The 17,318-nt window shown below is 66.9% G+C and carries 17 protein-coding genes; 16 read left to right on the forward strand and 1 reads right to left on the reverse strand.

Translation table 11 applies throughout. From position 1 onward, the window contains the following. Positions 1 to 58: 58 nt before the first annotated feature. The 13 genes from AC1DDG_RS17425 (at position 59) to AC1DDG_RS17485 (ending at position 12,463) form a co-directional block, all read left to right on the forward strand. A complete protein-coding gene (locus AC1DDG_RS17425; RefSeq protein WP_476877029.1) occupies positions 59 to 595 on the forward strand; it encodes an NAD(P)H-binding protein in 537 nt (178 codons plus the stop codon). Further along, positions 592 to 969: a hypothetical protein gene (locus AC1DDG_RS17430; RefSeq protein WP_476877030.1), complete on the forward strand. Its 378-nt coding sequence runs from the start codon at positions 592 to 594 to the stop codon at positions 967 to 969. Before AC1DDG_RS17425 ends, AC1DDG_RS17430 begins: the two co-directional genes overlap by 4 nt. A gap of 152 nt (positions 970 to 1,121) precedes the next feature. Continuing rightward, on the forward strand, positions 1,122 to 2,180 hold the full coding sequence (gene bioB, locus AC1DDG_RS17435; protein ID WP_476877031.1) for a biotin synthase BioB: 1,059 nt from the start codon (positions 1,122 to 1,124) through the stop codon (positions 2,178 to 2,180). Continuing rightward, entirely contained in the window at positions 2,177 to 2,434 is a 258-nt protein-coding gene (gene bsaP, locus AC1DDG_RS17440) for a biotin synthase auxiliary protein BsaP (RefSeq protein ID WP_476877032.1), read from the forward strand. The genes bioB and bsaP overlap by 4 nt, the downstream gene beginning before the upstream one ends. Next, on the forward strand, positions 2,431 to 3,789 hold the full coding sequence (locus tag AC1DDG_RS17445; RefSeq protein ID WP_476877033.1) for an adenosylmethionine--8-amino-7-oxononanoate transaminase: 1,359 nt from the start codon (positions 2,431 to 2,433) through the stop codon (positions 3,787 to 3,789). The genes bsaP and AC1DDG_RS17445 overlap by 4 nt, the downstream gene beginning before the upstream one ends. Positions 3,790 to 3,797: 8 nt before the next feature. Further along, positions 3,798 to 4,955 (forward strand): 8-amino-7-oxononanoate synthase, encoded by a 1,158-nt coding sequence (locus AC1DDG_RS17450; RefSeq protein WP_476877066.1) that lies wholly within the window; start codon positions 3,798 to 3,800, stop codon positions 4,953 to 4,955. Continuing rightward, positions 4,952 to 5,629, forward strand: a complete 678-nt coding sequence (gene bioD, locus AC1DDG_RS17455) for a dethiobiotin synthase (RefSeq protein ID WP_476877034.1) — start codon at positions 4,952 to 4,954, stop codon at positions 5,627 to 5,629. The genes AC1DDG_RS17450 and bioD overlap by 4 nt, the downstream gene beginning before the upstream one ends. Continuing rightward, positions 5,605 to 6,786, forward strand: a complete 1,182-nt coding sequence (locus tag AC1DDG_RS17460) for a cytochrome P450 family protein (protein ID WP_476877035.1) — start codon at positions 5,605 to 5,607, stop codon at positions 6,784 to 6,786. The genes bioD and AC1DDG_RS17460 overlap by 25 nt, the downstream gene beginning before the upstream one ends. A gap of 80 nt (positions 6,787 to 6,866) precedes the next feature. Further along, positions 6,867 to 7,778 (forward strand): alpha/beta fold hydrolase, encoded by a 912-nt coding sequence (locus AC1DDG_RS17465; RefSeq protein ID WP_476877036.1) that lies wholly within the window; start codon positions 6,867 to 6,869, stop codon positions 7,776 to 7,778. 189 nt (positions 7,779 to 7,967) lie between these two features. Further along, positions 7,968 to 10,160 (forward strand): RNA polymerase recycling motor ATPase HelR, encoded by a 2,193-nt coding sequence (helR, locus tag AC1DDG_RS17470; RefSeq protein WP_476877037.1) that lies wholly within the window; start codon positions 7,968 to 7,970, stop codon positions 10,158 to 10,160. Between the two features lie 141 nt (positions 10,161 to 10,301). Then, positions 10,302 to 10,736: a cupredoxin domain-containing protein gene (locus tag AC1DDG_RS17475; RefSeq protein ID WP_476877038.1), complete on the forward strand. Its 435-nt coding sequence runs from the start codon at positions 10,302 to 10,304 to the stop codon at positions 10,734 to 10,736. A gap of 168 nt (positions 10,737 to 10,904) precedes the next feature. Then, positions 10,905 to 11,636 (forward strand): CHAD domain-containing protein, encoded by a 732-nt coding sequence (locus AC1DDG_RS17480; RefSeq protein WP_476877067.1) that lies wholly within the window; start codon positions 10,905 to 10,907, stop codon positions 11,634 to 11,636. 56 nt (positions 11,637 to 11,692) lie between these two features. Beyond that, positions 11,693 to 12,463, forward strand: a complete 771-nt coding sequence (locus AC1DDG_RS17485) for an MBL fold metallo-hydrolase (protein ID WP_476877039.1) — start codon at positions 11,693 to 11,695, stop codon at positions 12,461 to 12,463. A gap of 105 nt (positions 12,464 to 12,568) precedes the next feature. Here AC1DDG_RS17485 and AC1DDG_RS17490 read toward each other — a convergent pair whose 3' ends face one another. Continuing rightward, complete coding sequence (locus AC1DDG_RS17490; RefSeq protein ID WP_476877068.1) at positions 12,569 to 13,546, reverse strand: LacI family DNA-binding transcriptional regulator; 978 nt, start codon at positions 13,544 to 13,546, stop codon at positions 12,569 to 12,571. Between the two features lie 288 nt (positions 13,547 to 13,834). Between AC1DDG_RS17490 and uriH the strand changes: the two genes are divergently transcribed. From uriH to AC1DDG_RS17505, 3 genes are read left to right on the forward strand one after another with little or no spacing between them, the layout of a single operon-like run. Continuing rightward, the gene (gene uriH / locus AC1DDG_RS17495; protein ID WP_476877040.1) at positions 13,835 to 14,884 is read left to right on the forward strand and encodes a uridine-preferring nucleoside hydrolase UriH; all 1,050 of its coding nucleotides are present in this window, start codon (positions 13,835 to 13,837) and stop codon (positions 14,882 to 14,884) included. Continuing rightward, positions 14,885 to 16,312, forward strand: a complete 1,428-nt coding sequence (uriT, locus tag AC1DDG_RS17500; protein ID WP_476877041.1) for a uridine transporter UriT — start codon at positions 14,885 to 14,887, stop codon at positions 16,310 to 16,312. Next, entirely contained in the window at positions 16,309 to 17,295 is a 987-nt protein-coding gene (locus AC1DDG_RS17505; RefSeq protein WP_476877042.1) for a ribokinase, read from the forward strand. Before uriT ends, AC1DDG_RS17505 begins: the two co-directional genes overlap by 4 nt. Positions 17,296 to 17,318: the final 23 nt, after the last annotated feature.

Consider the following 17,318-nt stretch of genomic DNA (forward strand, 5'->3'; position numbering starts at 1 on the left):
GATGAGTAGATTTGCTTAACGCAGGGTGTCCACGCGTTCGACTGCACTGGAGGCGACGGTGACTGGCGATGGCACCGTCCTGGTTGTGGGCGGCACCGGCATGCTGGGAAGCCAGGTGGTGGCCGGGCTCCCAGCGCGAGGAAAACACGTGCGTGCACTGGTGCGCCCGGGTTCCGACGCCACGCGGCTGGAAGCCGCCGGGGCCACCATCGCCCGTGGCGACATGATGGACCTTGACTCGTTGGTCCGCGCGATGGACGGCGCCGACAGCGTGATCACCATGGCGGCAGGCTATACGCGGCACAGCAAAGGCGACACTCCTCAAATCGACACCGTAGGCAACAGCAACCTCGCCGAAGCCGCCAGCCGCACCCACGTTCGCAGATTCGTGCTGACAAACATCCTCACCTGCGACCAGACCCCGGAAGTTCCCCACTTCTGGCACAAGAAGCTGGCCGAGGACCGGCTCGAGGAACTCGGCGTCCCGTTCGTGGCGCTGCGTCCGGGGGCATTCCTGGACCAGGTGACCCGTTCGGTGGCGACCCCTTCAGCAAAGGGCGCCTCACGTGGCTCGGGTCCTCGCACATTCCGTTGACGTTCGTCCTCACAGCCGACCTGGCTGGCTACCTGGCTGCCGCGACAGACACAGAGGGCATCGATGGGCAGCGCATCGACATCGGCTGGGATCGACCTGTCAGCATGCAGGAAGTCGCTGAGATTTCCGGCAGGATCCTCGGCAACCGGATCCGGGTCCGAACCATCCCCAGCCGACTGATCCAAGCCGTGGGCACTGTGCTCGGACCCATTAACCCCATGGTCAAGGGCATGGGCGCGATGGCCGGCTGGTTTCAGTCCGGCCAATGCGTCGCCGACACCACCCGACAACGCGAAGTCTTCGGCGCGGCGCCAACCGCCGAGAACGCCATAGCCCGCCTCGTCACGAGCCTCGGACACACGGTCAAACATTAGGCGCACTGAGCGCATCACCTTCCAGGACCAACCAGGCAGAACCAAAGTCCAGGGCGCCTGCTTGTAGATACCCGACAAAATCCTGTCGTCGGCAGGAAACTAGCGTCTGCTGTGAGGCATATCCGCAGCCAGCAAGCGCAAAGGACCCATCAATGACGATTCAGGCAAACGTCGCCACGGGCGACAAAGCAAACGACGCAATCATCCCCGGCACAAGATACGAAATCCTGGAAACCGCCCGCCGGCAGGTCCTCGAAGACGGCATCGGCCTGACGCAGGCGCAGCTCGAAGAAGTACTCCGCCTCCCGGATGAAGCACTTCCAGCAGCCCTGCAGCTCTCCCACGAGGTCCGGCTGCGGCACTGCGGCGAGGACGTCGAGGTGGAAGGCATCATCTCCATCAAGACCGGCGGATGCCCCGAGGACTGCCACTTCTGCAGCCAGTCAGGACTGTTCGACTCCCCTGTGCGCGGGGTGTGGCTGGACATCCCGGAGCTCGTCAAGGCCGCGAAGGAAACTGCGGCCACCGGCGCCACCGAGTTCTGCATCGTCGCCGCGGTCCGCGGTCCGGACATCAAGCTGATGAACCAGATCAAGTTCGCGATCGACCGCATCAACGAAGCCGTGGACATCAATATCGCCTGCTCCCTGGGCATGCTCACCCAGCGCCAGGTCGACCAGCTCGCCGAATGGGGCGTGCACCGGTACAACCACAACCTTGAAACGGCCCGCAGCTACTTCCCCGAAGTGGTCACCACCCACAGCTACGAGGAACGCCTGGATACCTGCAACATGGTCAAGGCCGCGGGCATGGAGCTGTGCTGCGGTGCCCTGATCGGCATGGGCGAATCCCTCGAACAGCGGGCCGAGCTCGCCGCGCAGCTCGCAGCCCTCGAACCCCACGAGGTCCCGCTGAACTTCCTCAACCCCCGCCCCGGCACACCGCTGGAAAACCAGGGCATTATGGACGGCAAAGATGCCCTCCGCGCGATCGCCGCGTTCCGGCTCGCCATGCCCCGCACGGTGCTGCGCTACGCCGGCGGCCGCGAACTGACCCTCGGCGACCTCGGCACACGCGAGGGCCTGCTCGGCGGCATCAACGCCGTCATCGTCGGAAACTACCTCACCACCCTGGGCCGGCCCGCGACGGCCGACCTCAACCTGCTGGTCGAGCTGAACATGCCCATCAAGGAACTCCAGAAGACGCTATGAACGGGCTTTCGCTACCCAGCCGCTCAACCACCGGGGTTTCGACGGGCTCAACCACCGCTGAGTTCTGCGGGCACTGCGGTGAGCCGTCCGACGGCGGCGCCCGCCCGACGTCGGACGTTCACCGCCGCTGCGGCGAACGCCTCGCGATGGAACCGCCGCGGTACTGCGCCGCCTGCCGGCGCCGGATGAAAGTCCAGGTCACACCGCTGGGCTGGTCGGCTGAATGCTCCCGCCACGGGGTGCTTGTTCCATGACAGGTGTGGCGCCGACGGGCCTGATCGAACGGGACCGCGCGCGGTTGTGGCACCCGTACGCACCGGCGTCCCCGGACCTTGCGCTGTGGGAGGTCGGGGCGGCCGACGGCGTGCGGCTGCGACTCCGGGACGAGGACGGCACCTGCCATGAGGTAGTTGATGCGATGTCCTCGTGGTGGTCGGCGATCCATGGCTACCGGCACCCGGTGCTGGACGCCGCTGCAAGGCGGCAGTTGGAGAGTTTCAGCCATGTGATGTTCGGCGGCCTTACGCATGCCCCGGCCGTGGAACTGGCCGAGCGGCTGGTGGGGATGGCCCCTACCGCGCCCGGGCGGCCGGGGCTGGAGCGGGTGTTCCTCGCGGACTCGGGGTCGGTGGCCGTGGAGGTTGCGCTGAAGCTGGCGGTGCAGTTCCAGACCGCTTCCGGCAGGCCATCGAGGCAGCGATTCCTGAGCATCCGCGGCGGATACCACGGCGACACCTTCGCGGCGATGGGGGTCTGCGATCCCGTCGACGGCATGCACTCCGCCTTCCCGGGCCTGCTTGCCGGCAACGTGTTTGCGCCCCGTCCCCCGGCGGCGGCGTCAGCCACCCGCGAATCCGCGCAGGCGTGGGCATTGGAGCTCCAGGACATTGCAGCCAATCATTCCGGGGAGCTGGCAGCGATCATCGTCGAGCCGGTCCTCCAGGGTGCCGGCGGCATGCACGCCTACCCGGCCGAATGCCTGACGACGCTGCGGCAGGTGGCTGACCGGCACGGTCTGCTGCTCATCTTCGATGAGATCGCCACCGGCTTTGGGCGGACCGGCGAGCTGTTCGCGGCCGACCACGCCGGCGTCGTGCCGGACATCATGTGCGTGGGCAAGGCCCTGACCGGCGGATACGTGACCCTCGCCGCCATGCTCTGCACGGGGGAGATTGCGTCGACGGTTTCGGGCGGCCAGGCCGGGGCGCTGCTGCACGGCCCCACCTTCATGGGCAACCCGCTGGCATGTGCGGTGGCCAACGCGAGCCTGGGCATCATCGGCGACGGCGGCTGGCGGGCCGACGTTGCCCGGATCGGCGCGGGCCTGGAAGCTGGGCTCGCCCCGGCCCTGGAACTAGAGGCCGTCCGGGATGTCAGGACCATCGGCGCCGTCGGAGTCATCGAGCTGAATGGCCCCGTCGACGTCACCGCCGTCACCACCGCGGCCATCCGGCACGGGGTCTGGGTCCGGCCATTCCGGAACCTCGTCTACACCATGCCCCCGTACATCAGTACGGCAGCGGATGTTGACCAGATCACCGCGGGCATGATCGCTGCGGTCGCCGAAGTCCATGAGCGGGTCGCGGCACGGTCCGGAGGCGCGGTATGAGCAACTCCATGACCCAGTGGCTCGAGCGGCAGGCCGCCGTCCGGGACCGCCGTGGATTGGTCCGCCGCCCGCTCCCCCGCGCCGCGGACGAACAGTTCATCGACCTGGCCAGCAACGACTATCTGGGCCTCGCGGCGGACCCGCGCGTTGCCGAGGCAGCCGCGGCGGCGACGTCGCTGTGGGGCGCGGGTGCCACGTCCTCACGCCTGGTGGCCGGAACCACCAGGCTGCACCTGGACCTCGAGCAGGAACTGGCCAGGCTGGCCGGCATGGAAACGGCACTGGTGTTCTCCTCCGGCTACCTGGCCAACATCGGCGTGATCACCGCGCTCGGCGGCCCCGGGACCTTGATCGTCGCGGATGAACACTGCCACGCCTCGATGATCGACGGATTCCGGCTCAGCCGCTCCCGCACCGAATCGTTCCCCCACAACAGCGTGGAGCACGCCGGCCGGCTGCTCGCTGACCGACCGGAGCCGCGCGCGCTGATCGCCGTCGAATCCCTCTACAGCGTCCTGGGCGACGAGGCACCGCTCGCTGGCCTGCTGCCCCTGGCCGAGGAATACGACGCCGTGCTGCTCATCGACGAGGCCCACAGCCTCGGAGTCACCGGCACCGGAGACTTTCAGGGCCGCGGCTCGGTGGCCGGGACAGCCCTTGCCGGGCATCCCAACGTGATCGTGACCGCGACGCTGTCAAAGGCTCTGGGCAGCCAGGGCGGAGCCGTCCTGGGGTCCTCCCTGCTGCGCGACCACCTCATCAACCGGGCCCGCAGCTTCATCTTCGACACCGGTCTGGCACCTGCGTCCGCAGCGGCGGCCCTCGCCGGGGTGCGGATCATCCGCGACGAACCTTGGCGGGCCGGATCCGTCCAAAGCAACGCTGCGGCGCTGGCCGCCGGACTCGCCCCGGCCCTTGCAGCCCGCGGCGCCGCCGTCGACCGGGCAGCGGGGGCCGTGCAGTCCATTGCCATACCGTCCGCGGAATCGGCCCTGGCGGCAGCCGGGGCCGCGCGCACCGCCGGCGTCCGGATCGGCTGCTTCCGCCCGCCGTCCGTTCCAGACGGGATTTCGCGGTTGCGGCTCACCGCCCGCGCCACCCTGACCACCGAGGAAATCGAAGGCAGCTGCGCAGTGCTGCGCGGCATTTTGGAGGAACTTCCATGAACCTGCCCGGCATCATCCTGATCACCGGAACGGACACCGGCGTCGGCAAAACCATGACGACGGCGGCCCTCGCCGCCGTCCTCCACGGAACGGGGCGCAGCGTCGCGGTGTACAAGCCGTGCCAGTCAGGCGCCGCCGACGGCGATTCCGACGCGGCGGAGATTGTCCGTCTCGCCGGCCCGGTGACGGCAGCAACCGGAGTCGTTCTGCAGGAGCCACTGGCGCCTGTCGCCGCTGCCGCCGTCGACGGAACGCCGCTGCCCGGCGTGGCGGCGCACGCCGGACGCATCCGCGAGCTCGCCGCCTCCCACGACCACGTCCTGGTGGAGGGTGCAGGAGGCCTGCTGGTGGAGCTCGATTCCGCCGGCGGCACCCTGGCGGACCTTGGACCGCTCCTGGCGGGGGCATTCGTGCTCGTCGCCCGGCCGGGCCTCGGCACCCTGAACCACACCGCCCTGACCCTCGAGGCGCTGGCTGCGCGGGATCTCCAGGTTCTTGGTGTGGTGCTGGGAAGCTGGCCCGGCAACCCTGAATTGGTGCACCGCAGTAACCGGCAGGTGCTCGGAACACTGCCGGCGCCCTTCCTTGGCGCCCTGCCCGAGCAAGCATCGGAACTGTCCCCGGCTGCCTTCCGCGCCGAAGCAGCTGCATGGCTGAACGGCTTGCCCGCATGAACCCGGCGTTGACGGCGCGCTGCCCGTACCTTGTGGTGCGGGACCCGGACGTGGTCCGTGATGTCCTGCACCGGCCTGCCGACTTCAGCCCCGCGAACGCGCTCGTCGCCGTGACCACCCTGGCGGGGCCAGCGCTGCGGGTGCTGCAGCGCGTGGGCTTCGCGTTGCCGCCCGTTCTGGCCAGCAACGACACGGCCACGCACGCCGGGATCCGCAAGGTCGTGGCAGGCTTCTTCACACCCGCCACGGTCGCCGCCATGGAGCCGCGGATCCGGGAGCTGGCGCGGGAAGCGGCACGGAACGCCGCGGAGCAGCTCGATTCATCCGGCCATGCGGACCTCGTGCAGGGCGTGGCGGCGTTTCCCCCGGCAGTCGTGATGCTCGAACTCCTCGGGCTGCCCGTCCGGGATCTTGCGGCCCTGAAGCGGTGGGGCCTTGACTCCATGGAACTGTTCTGGGGCTGGCCCGACGAGGAGCGGCAACTCGAACTGGCCCACAGCGCCGCCGATTTCTACGTCTGGCTGCGCAAGCTCGTGGCAGACTCCAGGACGGCCCCCGGACGCAACCTGTTCAAATCCCTTGCCGAACACGGCCTGTCCACGCCTGAAATCTGCTCCCTCGGCTACTTCCTGCTGATAGCCGGGCAGGAAACAACCACCCAGCTAATCAGCACCACCCTCTTCCGCCTTCTGGAGAGGTCCGCTCCCGTGGGCTGGAACGACGCGGCCTCCGAAGCAGGCTCCAGGAAGGTGGTCCGGCACGTACTTGCCGCCGAATCATCCGTCCCCACCTGGCGCCGCATCGCAGCGTACGACACAAAACTCGCCGGCGGCCTGATCCCCGCCGGCACCGAAATCCTCCTCGAAGTGAGCGGCAACCACATCACGTCACCGGCCGGACCCGAGAGCCTGCCTGCGCGGGCGGCACCTGCGCAGCCGGCCCGGGACGGTCAACCCACCGGCCATGGCCTGGTGTTCGGCTCCGGCATCCACCGCTGCCTCGGAGCCAAACTCGCAGAACTCGAGGCGGCCGTCACCGTCCAGGAAACCGCCGCAGCGCTTCCTCGAGTCAAGCTGCTGGACCACGGGACCGAATGGATCAGGCTTCTATCCTTCCAGGCCCCACGAACGGTCATGGTGATGCCTGGGCCCAGCTGACACTCCGGATTGTTCCAGTGGCCCATCCGGCACCCCTGCGGCTCCGAATCAATTTCAGAGACCATGAGCAGAGGATGACCATGAGTGTTCAGCAGGAAACCAACTCGGGATGGGCCACGCTGAGGCGGGTGGTGCTTCCCACGGAGCTGGGTGCCTGCACGGTGCGTGTCCAGCAAGGCACCGTAGGCCGGTCTCCCGACTCCGGCACACCGGATGTCTACCTTCACGGCGCCGCGGGAACCTGGACTACCTTCCGGACGCTGCTTTCCGGGGCGCCGGCCCACGACCGGGTGCTGATTGACCTGCCCGGCTGGGGTGAATCCACCACGGATGCCCGGCTGGAACATTTCAGCATCGACGCGATGGCACGGGCCGTCACTGGTGTACTGCTCTCGCTCGGCTACCGGCGGTGGAACCTGGTGGGCCACTCCATGGGGGGCTTCCTGGCATTGCACGTTGCCGCCGCGTGGCCGGAGCGGACCGTCAGCGTAGCCGCCATTTCGGCCACCACATTCGGCGTGTCCGAGGCCACCCGGCGGCCACTGCGCCGGCTGTTCAGGTTCCCGGCGTTCGTGGGGATGCTGCTCGTAATGCGCTCCATGGCGGCCCTCGGTCCCGCGGGGTCAGCGCTGATCCGAGCAATCGGGACCACCCCTGTGATGGGACCGCTGATGTCCCCGTTCTTCGCAGAACCCGCAGTCATTTCCCCGGGCGAGATCCGCAGGCTCAGCAATGACGCCCGGCCGGCCAGCTTCTCCGCTGCTGCCCGGGCGGCGTCGCACTACGATTTTGACCGGTGGCGCGGCATCCTCTGCCCGGTGCTGGCGATCCGCGGGGACAACGATGTGTTCACGCCACCGTCGGACCTGATCCGGTTGGCTGGCATAGTCCCGCACGTCCAGATGGTGACGATCCCGCGCTGCGGCCACTTCGCCAACATCGAGCGGCCGGAGCAATTGCAAGGGCTCCTCGATGACCTGCGGTGCCCGTGAAGTATCCACGGCGGTTGGCCAGTACGGTCTGGGTTGGGAAGTACGGTTTGGGGTGGCGGGACAGGGACACGGAAGCGGCACACTCCTCCCTACTTTCAATCTATAGCGCGCAGGGGGGCTTGCCGCAAGATCCGGGTGGTGCGCCAAAATTGAGAGCCTAAGCCAAAAGCCCGGAAAGGAGGTGATGACGTGCCCTTGACCACCAGCGCGTTTAACCTTCCCGGCCACCTCACGCCCAAGGCCGATCCGGCGCGGATCGCCGGCGACGAGCTGCGCTTCGCGGCCATCTCGGAAAGCCTCGAGCAGTCGATCACCGATCTGTCCGACCGGCTCGACGCTGCGCGCAGGGCACCCGGCCGCTTAGGCCAGGAGGCGCTGGAGAAGGATGTGGAGATCCGCAGGCTGACCGCCCGCCTGCGCGCACTGCGTCGCTTCGGTTTGGACGTGTGCCTCGGACAGATGGTCCGCGCAGACAACTCTGAGCCGGTGTACGTCGGACGGCTTGGCCTCACGGACAGCGAGGGGCGCCGCCTGCTCATTGACTGGCGTTCCCCTGCGGCTGAGCCGTTCTTCGGGGCGACCTACGCCAACCCGATGGGTCTGGCAAGCCGCCGCAGGTATCGGTGGACCCGCGGTCGGATCAGCGACTACTGGGACGAGGTGTTCACGTCGGACGCGTACGAAGGGCACGCCGCCCTCGAGGACCTTTCTGCCTTTATCGCCAGTCTGGGCAGCAGCCGGTCTGCCCGGATGCAGGATGTGCTCGGCACCATCCAGGCCGACCAGGACGCCATCATCCGCGCGGGATCCCGCGGCGCTCTTGTCGTCGACGGCGGTCCAGGGACGGGGAAGACCGTTGTCGCACTGCACCGCTCCGCCTTCCTCCTCTACTCCGACCCCCGCCTTGGTCACCGTGGTGCCCACAGCAAAAGCAGTGTGCTGTTCATCGGCCCGCATCAGCCATACCTGAACTACATCGCCGACGTCCTCCCCAGCCTCGGTGAGGAGGGCGTGCAAACATGCACCCTGCGGAACCTCCTCCCCGAGGGAGCCACAGCAGCGATTGAGAGCGACCCGAACGTGGCCCTCCTGAAGTCGTCGGCGGCCATGGTGAAAGCGATCGAGCCCGCAGTCAGGTTCTACGAACAGCCGCCCACCACGGGGATGGAGGTCGAGACGCCCTGGGCCGATATCTGGCTGAGCGCCGACGCCTGGGCCGAGGCGTTCGAGTCACCGAGCCTTGGCACTCCGCACAACGAGGCGCGGGACGAGGTCTGGGAGGAGCTGCTCACAATTCTCGTAGACAAGTTCGACGGCGATGACGTCCCGGAGGAGTTGCTCCGCAGGGCGTTGGCGCGGAACGCGGAGTTGGTGGACGCGTTCGGCCGAGCGTGGCCGCTGCTCGATTACACCGACCTTGTCGGCGACCTTTGGACGGTGCCCGCCTACCTGCGCATGTGCGCCCCCTGGCTCAACCCTGACGGCGTCAAAAAGCTGCAGCGCCAGGATCCCCGGGCCTGGACCGTGTCCGACCTGCCGCTCCTGGACGCGGCCCGGCAACGCCTCGGCGACCCCGAGACGTCACGCCGCAAGCGTAGGCAGGACGCCGCGCTGGCCGCGGAGCGAGAGCTCATGGACCGGGTGGTCGACGATCTGATCGCGGCCGACGACTCCGAACTGCTGGTGATGTCGATGCTGCGCGGGCAAGACCTGCAGGAAAAGTTGGGTGACGAGGGTGCCGCGCCGACCGCCGACCCGGACTACCTTGCCGGCCCGTTCGCCCACGTCGTCGTGGACGAGGCGCAGGAGCTGACCGACGCCGAGTGGCAGATGCTGCTGCTCCGTTGCCCGTCCCGGAGCTTCACTATCGTCGGGGACCGCGCCCAGGCCAGGCACGGGTTCGCGGAGTCCTGGCTGGAACGGCTCGAGCGGGTCGGATTGAGCAACGTGAACCTGGCGACCCTCAGCATCAATTACCGAACGCCGGAGGAGGTCATGGCGGAAGCCGAACCGGTCATCAGGGCCGTGCTCCCGGACGCCAACGTCCCGACCTCCATCCGGAGCAGCGGCATGCCCGTCGTCCACGGATCCACGTCGGAGCTGAGCTCGATCCTCGACACCTGGCTGGCCGCGCATGCCGAGGGGGTCGCCTGCGTCATCGGCAGGAGTGAGACGGTGCACGGCTCGTTCCGGGAGGGGACCCGCGTCAGGTCGCTGACCCCGGAGCTGTCGAAGGGGCTCGAGTTCGACCTGGTTGTCCTCGTCGACCCGGAGGCTTTCGGCACGGGCATCGAGGGAGCGGTCGACCGCTATGTCGCCATGACCCGAGCGACCCAACAACTGGCCATCCTCGCAGCCCCGAACGTCGGCCAAAGACCATGATCGCCACTCGACGATAGCTGGTTCAAGTGGACGCGTCCTTTTTGCGCGCTCGCTCGGTGCTGACCAGGGCGGTGCTTTTGCTCCCGTGCGGGAGCACAATGGATCACAACGACTTCGTGTGCTGTTGAGGATGGTGCCCCCATGAGGACAGGTACAACGCTGGGCATTCTCGCACTGGCGGTGATTCTGTCCGGAACGGCGGGGTGCGGCGCCGGCAGCAGCACTCCCTCAGCGACGGGGAACCCGACGGCTTCGACTACGTCCGTTGGACCGTCGCCGACGTCGACGACTTCAGCCGGCACGGCCACCGGCTCCGCTCCGGCGGCATCGCCCACGGCGATCACGATCAAGGATTTCGCCTATCAGACGCCCCCGTCCGTGTCCCCCGGTGCCACGGTGACGGTGACGAACACGGATACCGCCGAACACACCGTGACTGCCGACGAAGGATCGGCGTTCGATGTCGAGGTGACGAGCTCCGGAACCGCCACGTTCACCGCGCCGTCCAAACCCGGCACCTATCCCTTCCACTGCACCTACCACGTGAACATGCATGGGACGCTGACCGTCAAATGAGCGAAGGGACCCGCTCCGTGGACGTGCCACGATGGTGGTCATGCTTCATCCGCCTGAACCTCAATTGAGCTTCAACCGGAGCGAAAGCGCGCATGAGAAGACCCTCACAGGCTTCTCATGGCTGCCTCAGGTCCGCAGTCCAGCATGGAAGGTGTCCGAGACGACGAAATGATCCGGGCCCTTCTTCGGGACCCCGGCATCAGGACAAGCGGAAGAGGAGATGCTGATGACTCCCGCCCCTACCGGCGCTTCAAGCACCCTCGACCCTGCAGTCCATCAGCGGGAGATGTAACCTTGAAAACCCTAGAGAAAACTCACCACATTTTCGACGGCGCCGGCCGCTCAGGGCGGGAACCTGGGCCCTACGCTCAGCACGGAAGCCCCCAACTGCCGGGATACCGGTCCAGCAGCTGGAAGCTGCAGCAGCACCAATTCGAGCCGTTACCGTCATCCTTCCTTTTCGATCAGGTGGCGGCGCTACTCCGTTACGACCCCGGCGTCCGATCCGGTGCACAGGATGCCTCACGCGCCATGACAACCGCAGCGCATCGGGTCGACTCAGTCCTCGGCAATCACCGCCGTCTGTTCAACAAGACCGCCGTGAAGGAGCTCCGTGCAGAGCTAGCATGGCTCACCGAGGCCATGACCCCACTCAGCCACTCCACGCCTGCGCAGGAACAGGCCCAGCCGAACGTCCAAGAGCCGTGGACCAATAAAACCGCCCAGGCCTACGGACGCCGGGGCACCGCACCGGAAACCGCCTACGTTGCGGCGTACAACACGGCACTCATTGCCCTCGAATCCGACCGGTACTACCGGTTGGTCGCCGATCTCCAACTGTTTTGTTCCGCTCCGCCGGTGAGAAAGGCACGGCGTAGGAGCCCCGGCAGCAACGGATGACCCGGTGTCGTCCCGACGTGGGCAGTGGACGCTGGGCCGAGGGCTACTATGTAGCGGTGCACCCCCAATCCAATGAATGGCATCCCTCGTCCGCTGTATCAGAGCAGGCGCCGGGCGTCTTTTTCGTCCAAGGACCGGCCTCCAACTGGATCGTGGTCCGCGACGAGTCTGGTTACATGCTCATTGACAGCGGTTATCCCTCTGACCGTGCCCTTGTCCTCGAGTCCATCCGCCATTTGTGCTTGCGTCCAGCCGACGCACGGGCCCTGCTCATCACGCACGGCCATGTCGATCACACCGGCTCCGCCGCCTACTTCTCCAGCACCTTCGGAACGCCGGTCCTGTGCGCCCCGGAAGAGCTGGCCCACGTCCAGGGCAAAGAAAAGCACCAAGTCACCTTCGGACAGGCCATCGTCCGGGCATGGCGCCCCCGCGTCCTCCGCTGGATGATTCACGTGATCAAGGCAGGGTCCCTTACGGCGAAGCCCGCGACGCAAGCTCAAGCATGGAGCACCGAGAAACTCCGGGGACTTCCCGGCCATCCGGAAGCCATCCTGGTTCCGGGCCACACGCCAGGCAACGTCTCGATCCTCCTTCCCCAAGCCGGCGCAATCGCCGTCGGGGACTCGTTTGTCAGTGGCCATCCGCTAAGCCGGAAGACGGGGCCGCAGATGCTCCACCGGATGTATCACACCGACCCCGCTGCGGCGCTGACGGCAACGCACCGCCTGGACGGGATTAACGCCGCAGTGATACTTCCCGGCCATGGCCCCGCATTGCGCATGCCCTTGGCTGAGGCCCTGGCGGCGCTGCGAAGCCGAAGCTGAGCTCCCACTCCCGGCTCAGGGACAGGGCAAAAAACCGGTCCCCGCACCCTTCGCCAGAAGCTGGTCAAGCGAACGCGCGGAAGGCGTCCAGAAGGGGCAAGCCGGTCAGCCGGTCGAACCCCGGACCACCAACGAGCTGTCAAGCGTCACATGCGGTTCCTCGAGCTCCAGTCCTGCCATGAGCCCGCGGAGCTGCTGGCCCGCTTTGCGCCCAAGCGGCATGGCCGGCAGATGCACACTGGTCAGGCCGGGGTTGCTGGTTGCCGAATAAGGCAGGTCGTCGAAGCCTGCCACGGCCAGTTCCTGCGGAATGAGGACACCGGCCACACGCGCTTCCTGCAGAACACCGTAGGCGTGCGTGTCGGTACCGCACACGACGGCGGTGACTCCGGAACGCTGCCACTGCGGCCAGGCCAGGGCGAACGCCTCGGCGGCCGCGCCGACATCGATCGTGGTGCTGATGATGCAGTCGGCCGGCACCGATATTCCGCGCGCCTTGGCCTCCTCGAGGAATGCGTTGCGCCGCACATCGAAGGTGGCCGTGCCTGTCACGCTGTCGATGTATGCCGCACGCGTGTGCCCTGAATCCGCCAGGTGCGCCGCCAGCTCACGTGCGCCGTGCGCGACGTCCAGGTTTACCGAGGCGGCGTAGGCCTCCAGGCCGGGTGCATCAAGCAGCACCAGGGGCCCGGCTGCAGACAGTTCTTCGAGGAAGCCGGCGTTGGGGGCATCCACCAGGAGGCCGGCGGGCCGGAGCGCCATGAGCTTCCGGACGTCCTCGGCCTGGGGAAACTCGCCGGCGTCGGTGACGGACAGCAGCAGCTGGTAGTCGGCGCCAAGGGTCTCCCGGACTCCGGCGATCACCTTGGCGAAAAAGGGGTTGGAGATGTCCGGCGCCACCAGGATGACGATCGAACTCACGCCTTTGGCCAGCGAGCTCCCAATGCCGTCCACCACATAGCCCAGCTCGGAGATGGCCTCCCGCACGCGCGAAATGTTGTCCTCGGACACGCGCCCCCGGGTTTTCCCGTTGGCCACAAGGGACACCGTGGCGGTGGAAACGCCGGCGCGCTGGGCCACCATCGCGGCCGTGACGCGGGGTGCCCTGCCGCTGGGCCGGTCGATGGTGTCCATGTATCGATCGTAGCCAAGGTTTCACGGTTTCAGGCACCACATGGCATCAAGCGCTTGACGAACTTCACGTTAAGCGCTTGACGTATTGCAGTGAACGATGTCAGAATTCCTGTGAATGCTTAGCGCCCTGCTTGGGCGAGGCACCCAAACCCCACGCGGCAAAGCACCAAAAAGGTACAGCCCGCCGTCGGACGCGGGTGCCCGGCACCGGCAGGCCCCAATGACGTGGAGACAACAATGGAAACCCAGCCCATAACACCGGCGCGCAAGAAGATCATTCTTGACTGCGACCCTGGACATGACGACGCCGTGGCATTGCTGCTGGCTCACGGCAACCCGGATATCGAACTGCTCGCCGTCACCACCGTGGTGGGCAACCAGACCCTCGAAAAGGTCACCCGCAACGCACTCTCGGTAGCCACGATTGCGGGCATCACCGGCGTTCCGTTCGCCGCAGGCTGCGACCGCCCCTTGGTCCGCACCATCGAAACCGCCCCCAGCATCCACGGCGAGACCGGCATGGACGGCCCCGACCAGCCCCAGTCCACCATCGAGCTTGACCCCCGCCACGCCGTCGACCTGATCATCGAAACCGTGATGGCGCATGAGCCGGGAACGGTCACCCTGGTCCCCACCGCCGGACTGACCAACATCGCCATGGCGGCCCGGAAGGAACCGCGCATCGTGGAGCGCGTCAAGGAAGTCGTCCTCATGGGCGGCGGTTACCACGTGGGCAACTGGAGTGCCGTGGCTGAATTCAACATCATCATCGACCCCGAAGCCGCACACATCGTGTTCAACGAAAAGTGGCCGGTGGTGATGGTTGGCCTCGACCTCACGCACCAGGCGTTGGCCACTCCGGAGATTCTCGACCGGATCGCAGCCATCGGCACCAAGCCGGCCAGGTTCGTCATGGAATTGATGGAGTTCTTCACCAAGACCTACAAGGACGCGCAGGGCTTCGACTACCCGCCCGTCCACGATCCTTGCGCAGTGGCTTACGTCATCGACCCCACCGTGATGACCACCCGCAAGGTCCCGGTGGACATTGAGCTGCAGGGCAAGCTGACGCTCGGCATGACCGTCGCCGACTTCCGCGTGCCGGCCCCGGACGACTGCCACACGTCCGTTGCCGTGGACCTCGACCATAAGAAGTTCTGGGATCTGGTCACCGACGCGATCGTCCGGATCGGAGAGCCCGACGGCGGCGCTCCCGCCACCGTGACAGGCGACGTCACCGCTTCAGGTGCCGTTACCGCAGGTGCCATTGCAGGAGGGGCCAAGTAAATGACCGCCCTCATCTCCGACACCAAGTCCACCCGCGGCAACGTCACCGCGCTCGTGGTCGCACTGCTGGCCGCCTGCGTGGCCTTCCAGCTCAACGCCTCCATGCTCAGCCCCGCCCTGGTCACGATGGGCAACGAGCTTCACACGGATCAGGCCGTCATCGGTCTGTCCCAAACCTGGTTCTTCACGGCCGCGGCCTTGTTCTCGCTCTTCCTGCCGCGCCTCAGTGACATCGTAGGGCGAAAGAAGATCCTTCTGGGCATGATGCTGCTGATGGCCGCGGGCTCGGTCATCGCCGCCCTCGCTCCCGACGTCACGTGGCTCTTCGTGGGCCGAATCATCCAGGGCGTCAGTGGCCCGACCGTCCCCCTATGCCTCATCATGCTCCGCTCTGCGGTCAGCAACCCGCGTAAATACGGTGCCCTCATGGGCCTCATCACTGCGGTCAACGGCGGCGTGGCCGGCGTTGACTCGTTTGTTGGCGGCTACTTTGCCGAGCACTTCGGTTTCCGCAGCATCTTCTGGCTCATGGTTGTCCTGGCTGTTGCCGCGACGGTTCTGATTGCCGTCCTGGCCGGCGAGAGCAAGCCGGCTGCAGGCACCACCATGGACTGGCTGGGCGTATTCTTCATCGTGATCGCGGTGGGAGCACTCCTGACCGCACTGAACGAAGGCTCCAAGCTCGCTGCGGACTTCTCTGCAGGCACCTTGATACTCGCCATCGGCCTGGTCGTGGTGGCCGCCGTCGCGTTCTTCGCGTTCTGGATGGTGGAGAAACGTGCCAAGTCGCCCATGGTGGAAACTGCGCACCTTCGCCAGCGCTCAACCTGGGCACCGCTGCTCACCACCACGCTCACCATGACCGGAATTTTCGCCGTCATCAACGGCATCGTCCCGGCATACGTTCAGGCAGCCGACCCGGGCTTCGGCGTCGGCCCCACCGAAATGGCCCTGCTCATCCTCACGCCGTACGCCCTCCTGGGTTGGATCTTCGGTCCGATCAGCGGCCGTCTGGCCCCCGTCCTGGGCTACACGAAGGTCCTGCGCATCGGGCTGCTGGGCAGCCTCGCTGCCCTGGCGATCATCGCGTTCCTCGGCCTGAACAACCTGCCGATGATGATGCTGGGCACGGCTTTGCTGGGGATCATGTATGCCGGTACGGCCAACATCATGCTGAACGGGCTTGGCGTGGTGCTCTCCCCGCACGGCAACCCCGGCTTCCTGCCTGGCATGAACGCCGGCGCCTTCAACCTCGGCGCGGGGCTGAGCTTCCTGGTCCTCCCGGCGGTCCTCGTCGCGACATCGTCCGTGGGGGACGCGAGGGCGTCGTACCTGACCGTTGTGGTCGTGGGCCTCGCCATCACCACGGCAGCCTTCGCCGCGTCCCTTCTGATCCCCAAGGCCGCCGACGCCGAGGTCACCGAATGAGCACACAAGCCAGCGGGCGCGCGGCGTCCAGGATCGTCGTCGTTGGTTCCCTCAACGCCGACCTCACCATCTACTGCGACCGTCTCCCCCAGCCGGGCGAGACGGTCCACGGGAACAGCTTCGCCGTCAATCCGGGCGGCAAAAGCGCCAACCAGGCGGTGGCTGCCAGCAAACTGGGCGGCCAGGTCAGCCTGGTGGGCGCCATTGGCGACGACCCGAACGGCGCCATGCTCCTTGAGTCGACGGCACGCGCCGGGGTGGACGTCTCGCGCGTCCGCCGCGCGGCCGATGCCGCCACCGGCGTCGCCGTCATCTCGGTCGATGCCGTCGGCGAGAACAGCATCATCATCTCAGCCGGCGCCAACGGCGCCCTGACCCCGGCAGACGTCCAGGGCGCCGCGGACGTTTTCAACGACGCCGCAGTGGTCTGCCTCTGCCTGGAGGTCGGCCTCGACACTGTTGCGGCCGCCGCCCAGGCAGGTCACGACGCCGGCGCAACGGTTCTGCTGAACCTCTCTCCCTATGCCGAGGTACCGGGAGCTCTTGTCGGGTTGACCGACGTATTGCTGGTGAATGCGCATGAGGCTTCCTTGTTCCTGGGGAAGGAGGCCATGCCCGGTTCCAACCTGGACGCGGCTGAATGGGAGCCGGTGCGCAAGCAGTTTGCTGACCGTGGCTTGCAGCGGGTATTGGTGACGCTGGGCGCCCACGGTTCCGTCGTGCTGGATTCCCTAGCCGCCGGCACACAACAAATCACGCCCATCCCGCCTACCAAGGTCGCAGCCGTTGACACCACCGGAGCCGGCGACGCCTTCACGGGCGCAGTAGCAGCGCGGCTGGCAGGCGGGGAATCATTGGCCGAGGCGGCCGCGTTTGCCTCCGTTGCTGCGGCCTTGGCCGCCACCAAGAAGGGCACCCAGGCCGCCTATCCGGACACCGCTGAGGTAGAGCTCCGGCGCGGCAGCCACGCCCGCAGGAGCTGATGCTCCGCCTCTGTACAAATGGC

The organism is Arthrobacter sp. 10L430, assembly GCF_056395245.1.

Bases quoted from the DNA above. Each gene is read 5' to 3' on its own strand.
- bioB (WP_476877031.1), top strand. From the start codon at position 1,122: ATGACGATTCAGGCAAACGTCGCCACGGGCGACAAAGCAAACGACGCA.
- bsaP (WP_476877032.1), top strand. From the start codon at position 2,177: ATGAACGGGCTTTCGCTACCCAGCCGCTCAACCACCGGGGTTTCGACG.
- AC1DDG_RS17445 (WP_476877033.1), top strand. From the start codon at position 2,431: ATGACAGGTGTGGCGCCGACGGGCCTGATCGAACGGGACCGCGCGCGG.
- AC1DDG_RS17450 (WP_476877066.1), top strand. From the start codon at position 3,798: ATGACCCAGTGGCTCGAGCGGCAGGCCGCCGTCCGGGACCGCCGTGGA.
- bioD (WP_476877034.1), top strand. From the start codon at position 4,952: ATGAACCTGCCCGGCATCATCCTGATCACCGGAACGGACACCGGCGTC.
- AC1DDG_RS17460 (WP_476877035.1), top strand. From the start codon at position 5,605: ATGGCTGAACGGCTTGCCCGCATGAACCCGGCGTTGACGGCGCGCTGC.
- AC1DDG_RS17465 (WP_476877036.1), top strand. From the start codon at position 6,867: ATGAGTGTTCAGCAGGAAACCAACTCGGGATGGGCCACGCTGAGGCGG.
- AC1DDG_RS17475 (WP_476877038.1), top strand. From the start codon at position 10,302: ATGAGGACAGGTACAACGCTGGGCATTCTCGCACTGGCGGTGATTCTG.
- AC1DDG_RS17480 (WP_476877067.1), top strand. From the start codon at position 10,905: ATGATCCGGGCCCTTCTTCGGGACCCCGGCATCAGGACAAGCGGAAGA.
- AC1DDG_RS17490 (WP_476877068.1), bottom strand. From the start codon at position 13,546: ATGGTGGCCCAGCGCGCCGGCGTTTCCACCGCCACGGTGTCCCTTGTG.
- uriH (WP_476877040.1), top strand. From the start codon at position 13,835: ATGGAAACCCAGCCCATAACACCGGCGCGCAAGAAGATCATTCTTGAC.
- uriT (WP_476877041.1), top strand. From the start codon at position 14,885: ATGACCGCCCTCATCTCCGACACCAAGTCCACCCGCGGCAACGTCACC.
- AC1DDG_RS17505 (WP_476877042.1), top strand. From the start codon at position 16,309: ATGAGCACACAAGCCAGCGGGCGCGCGGCGTCCAGGATCGTCGTCGTT.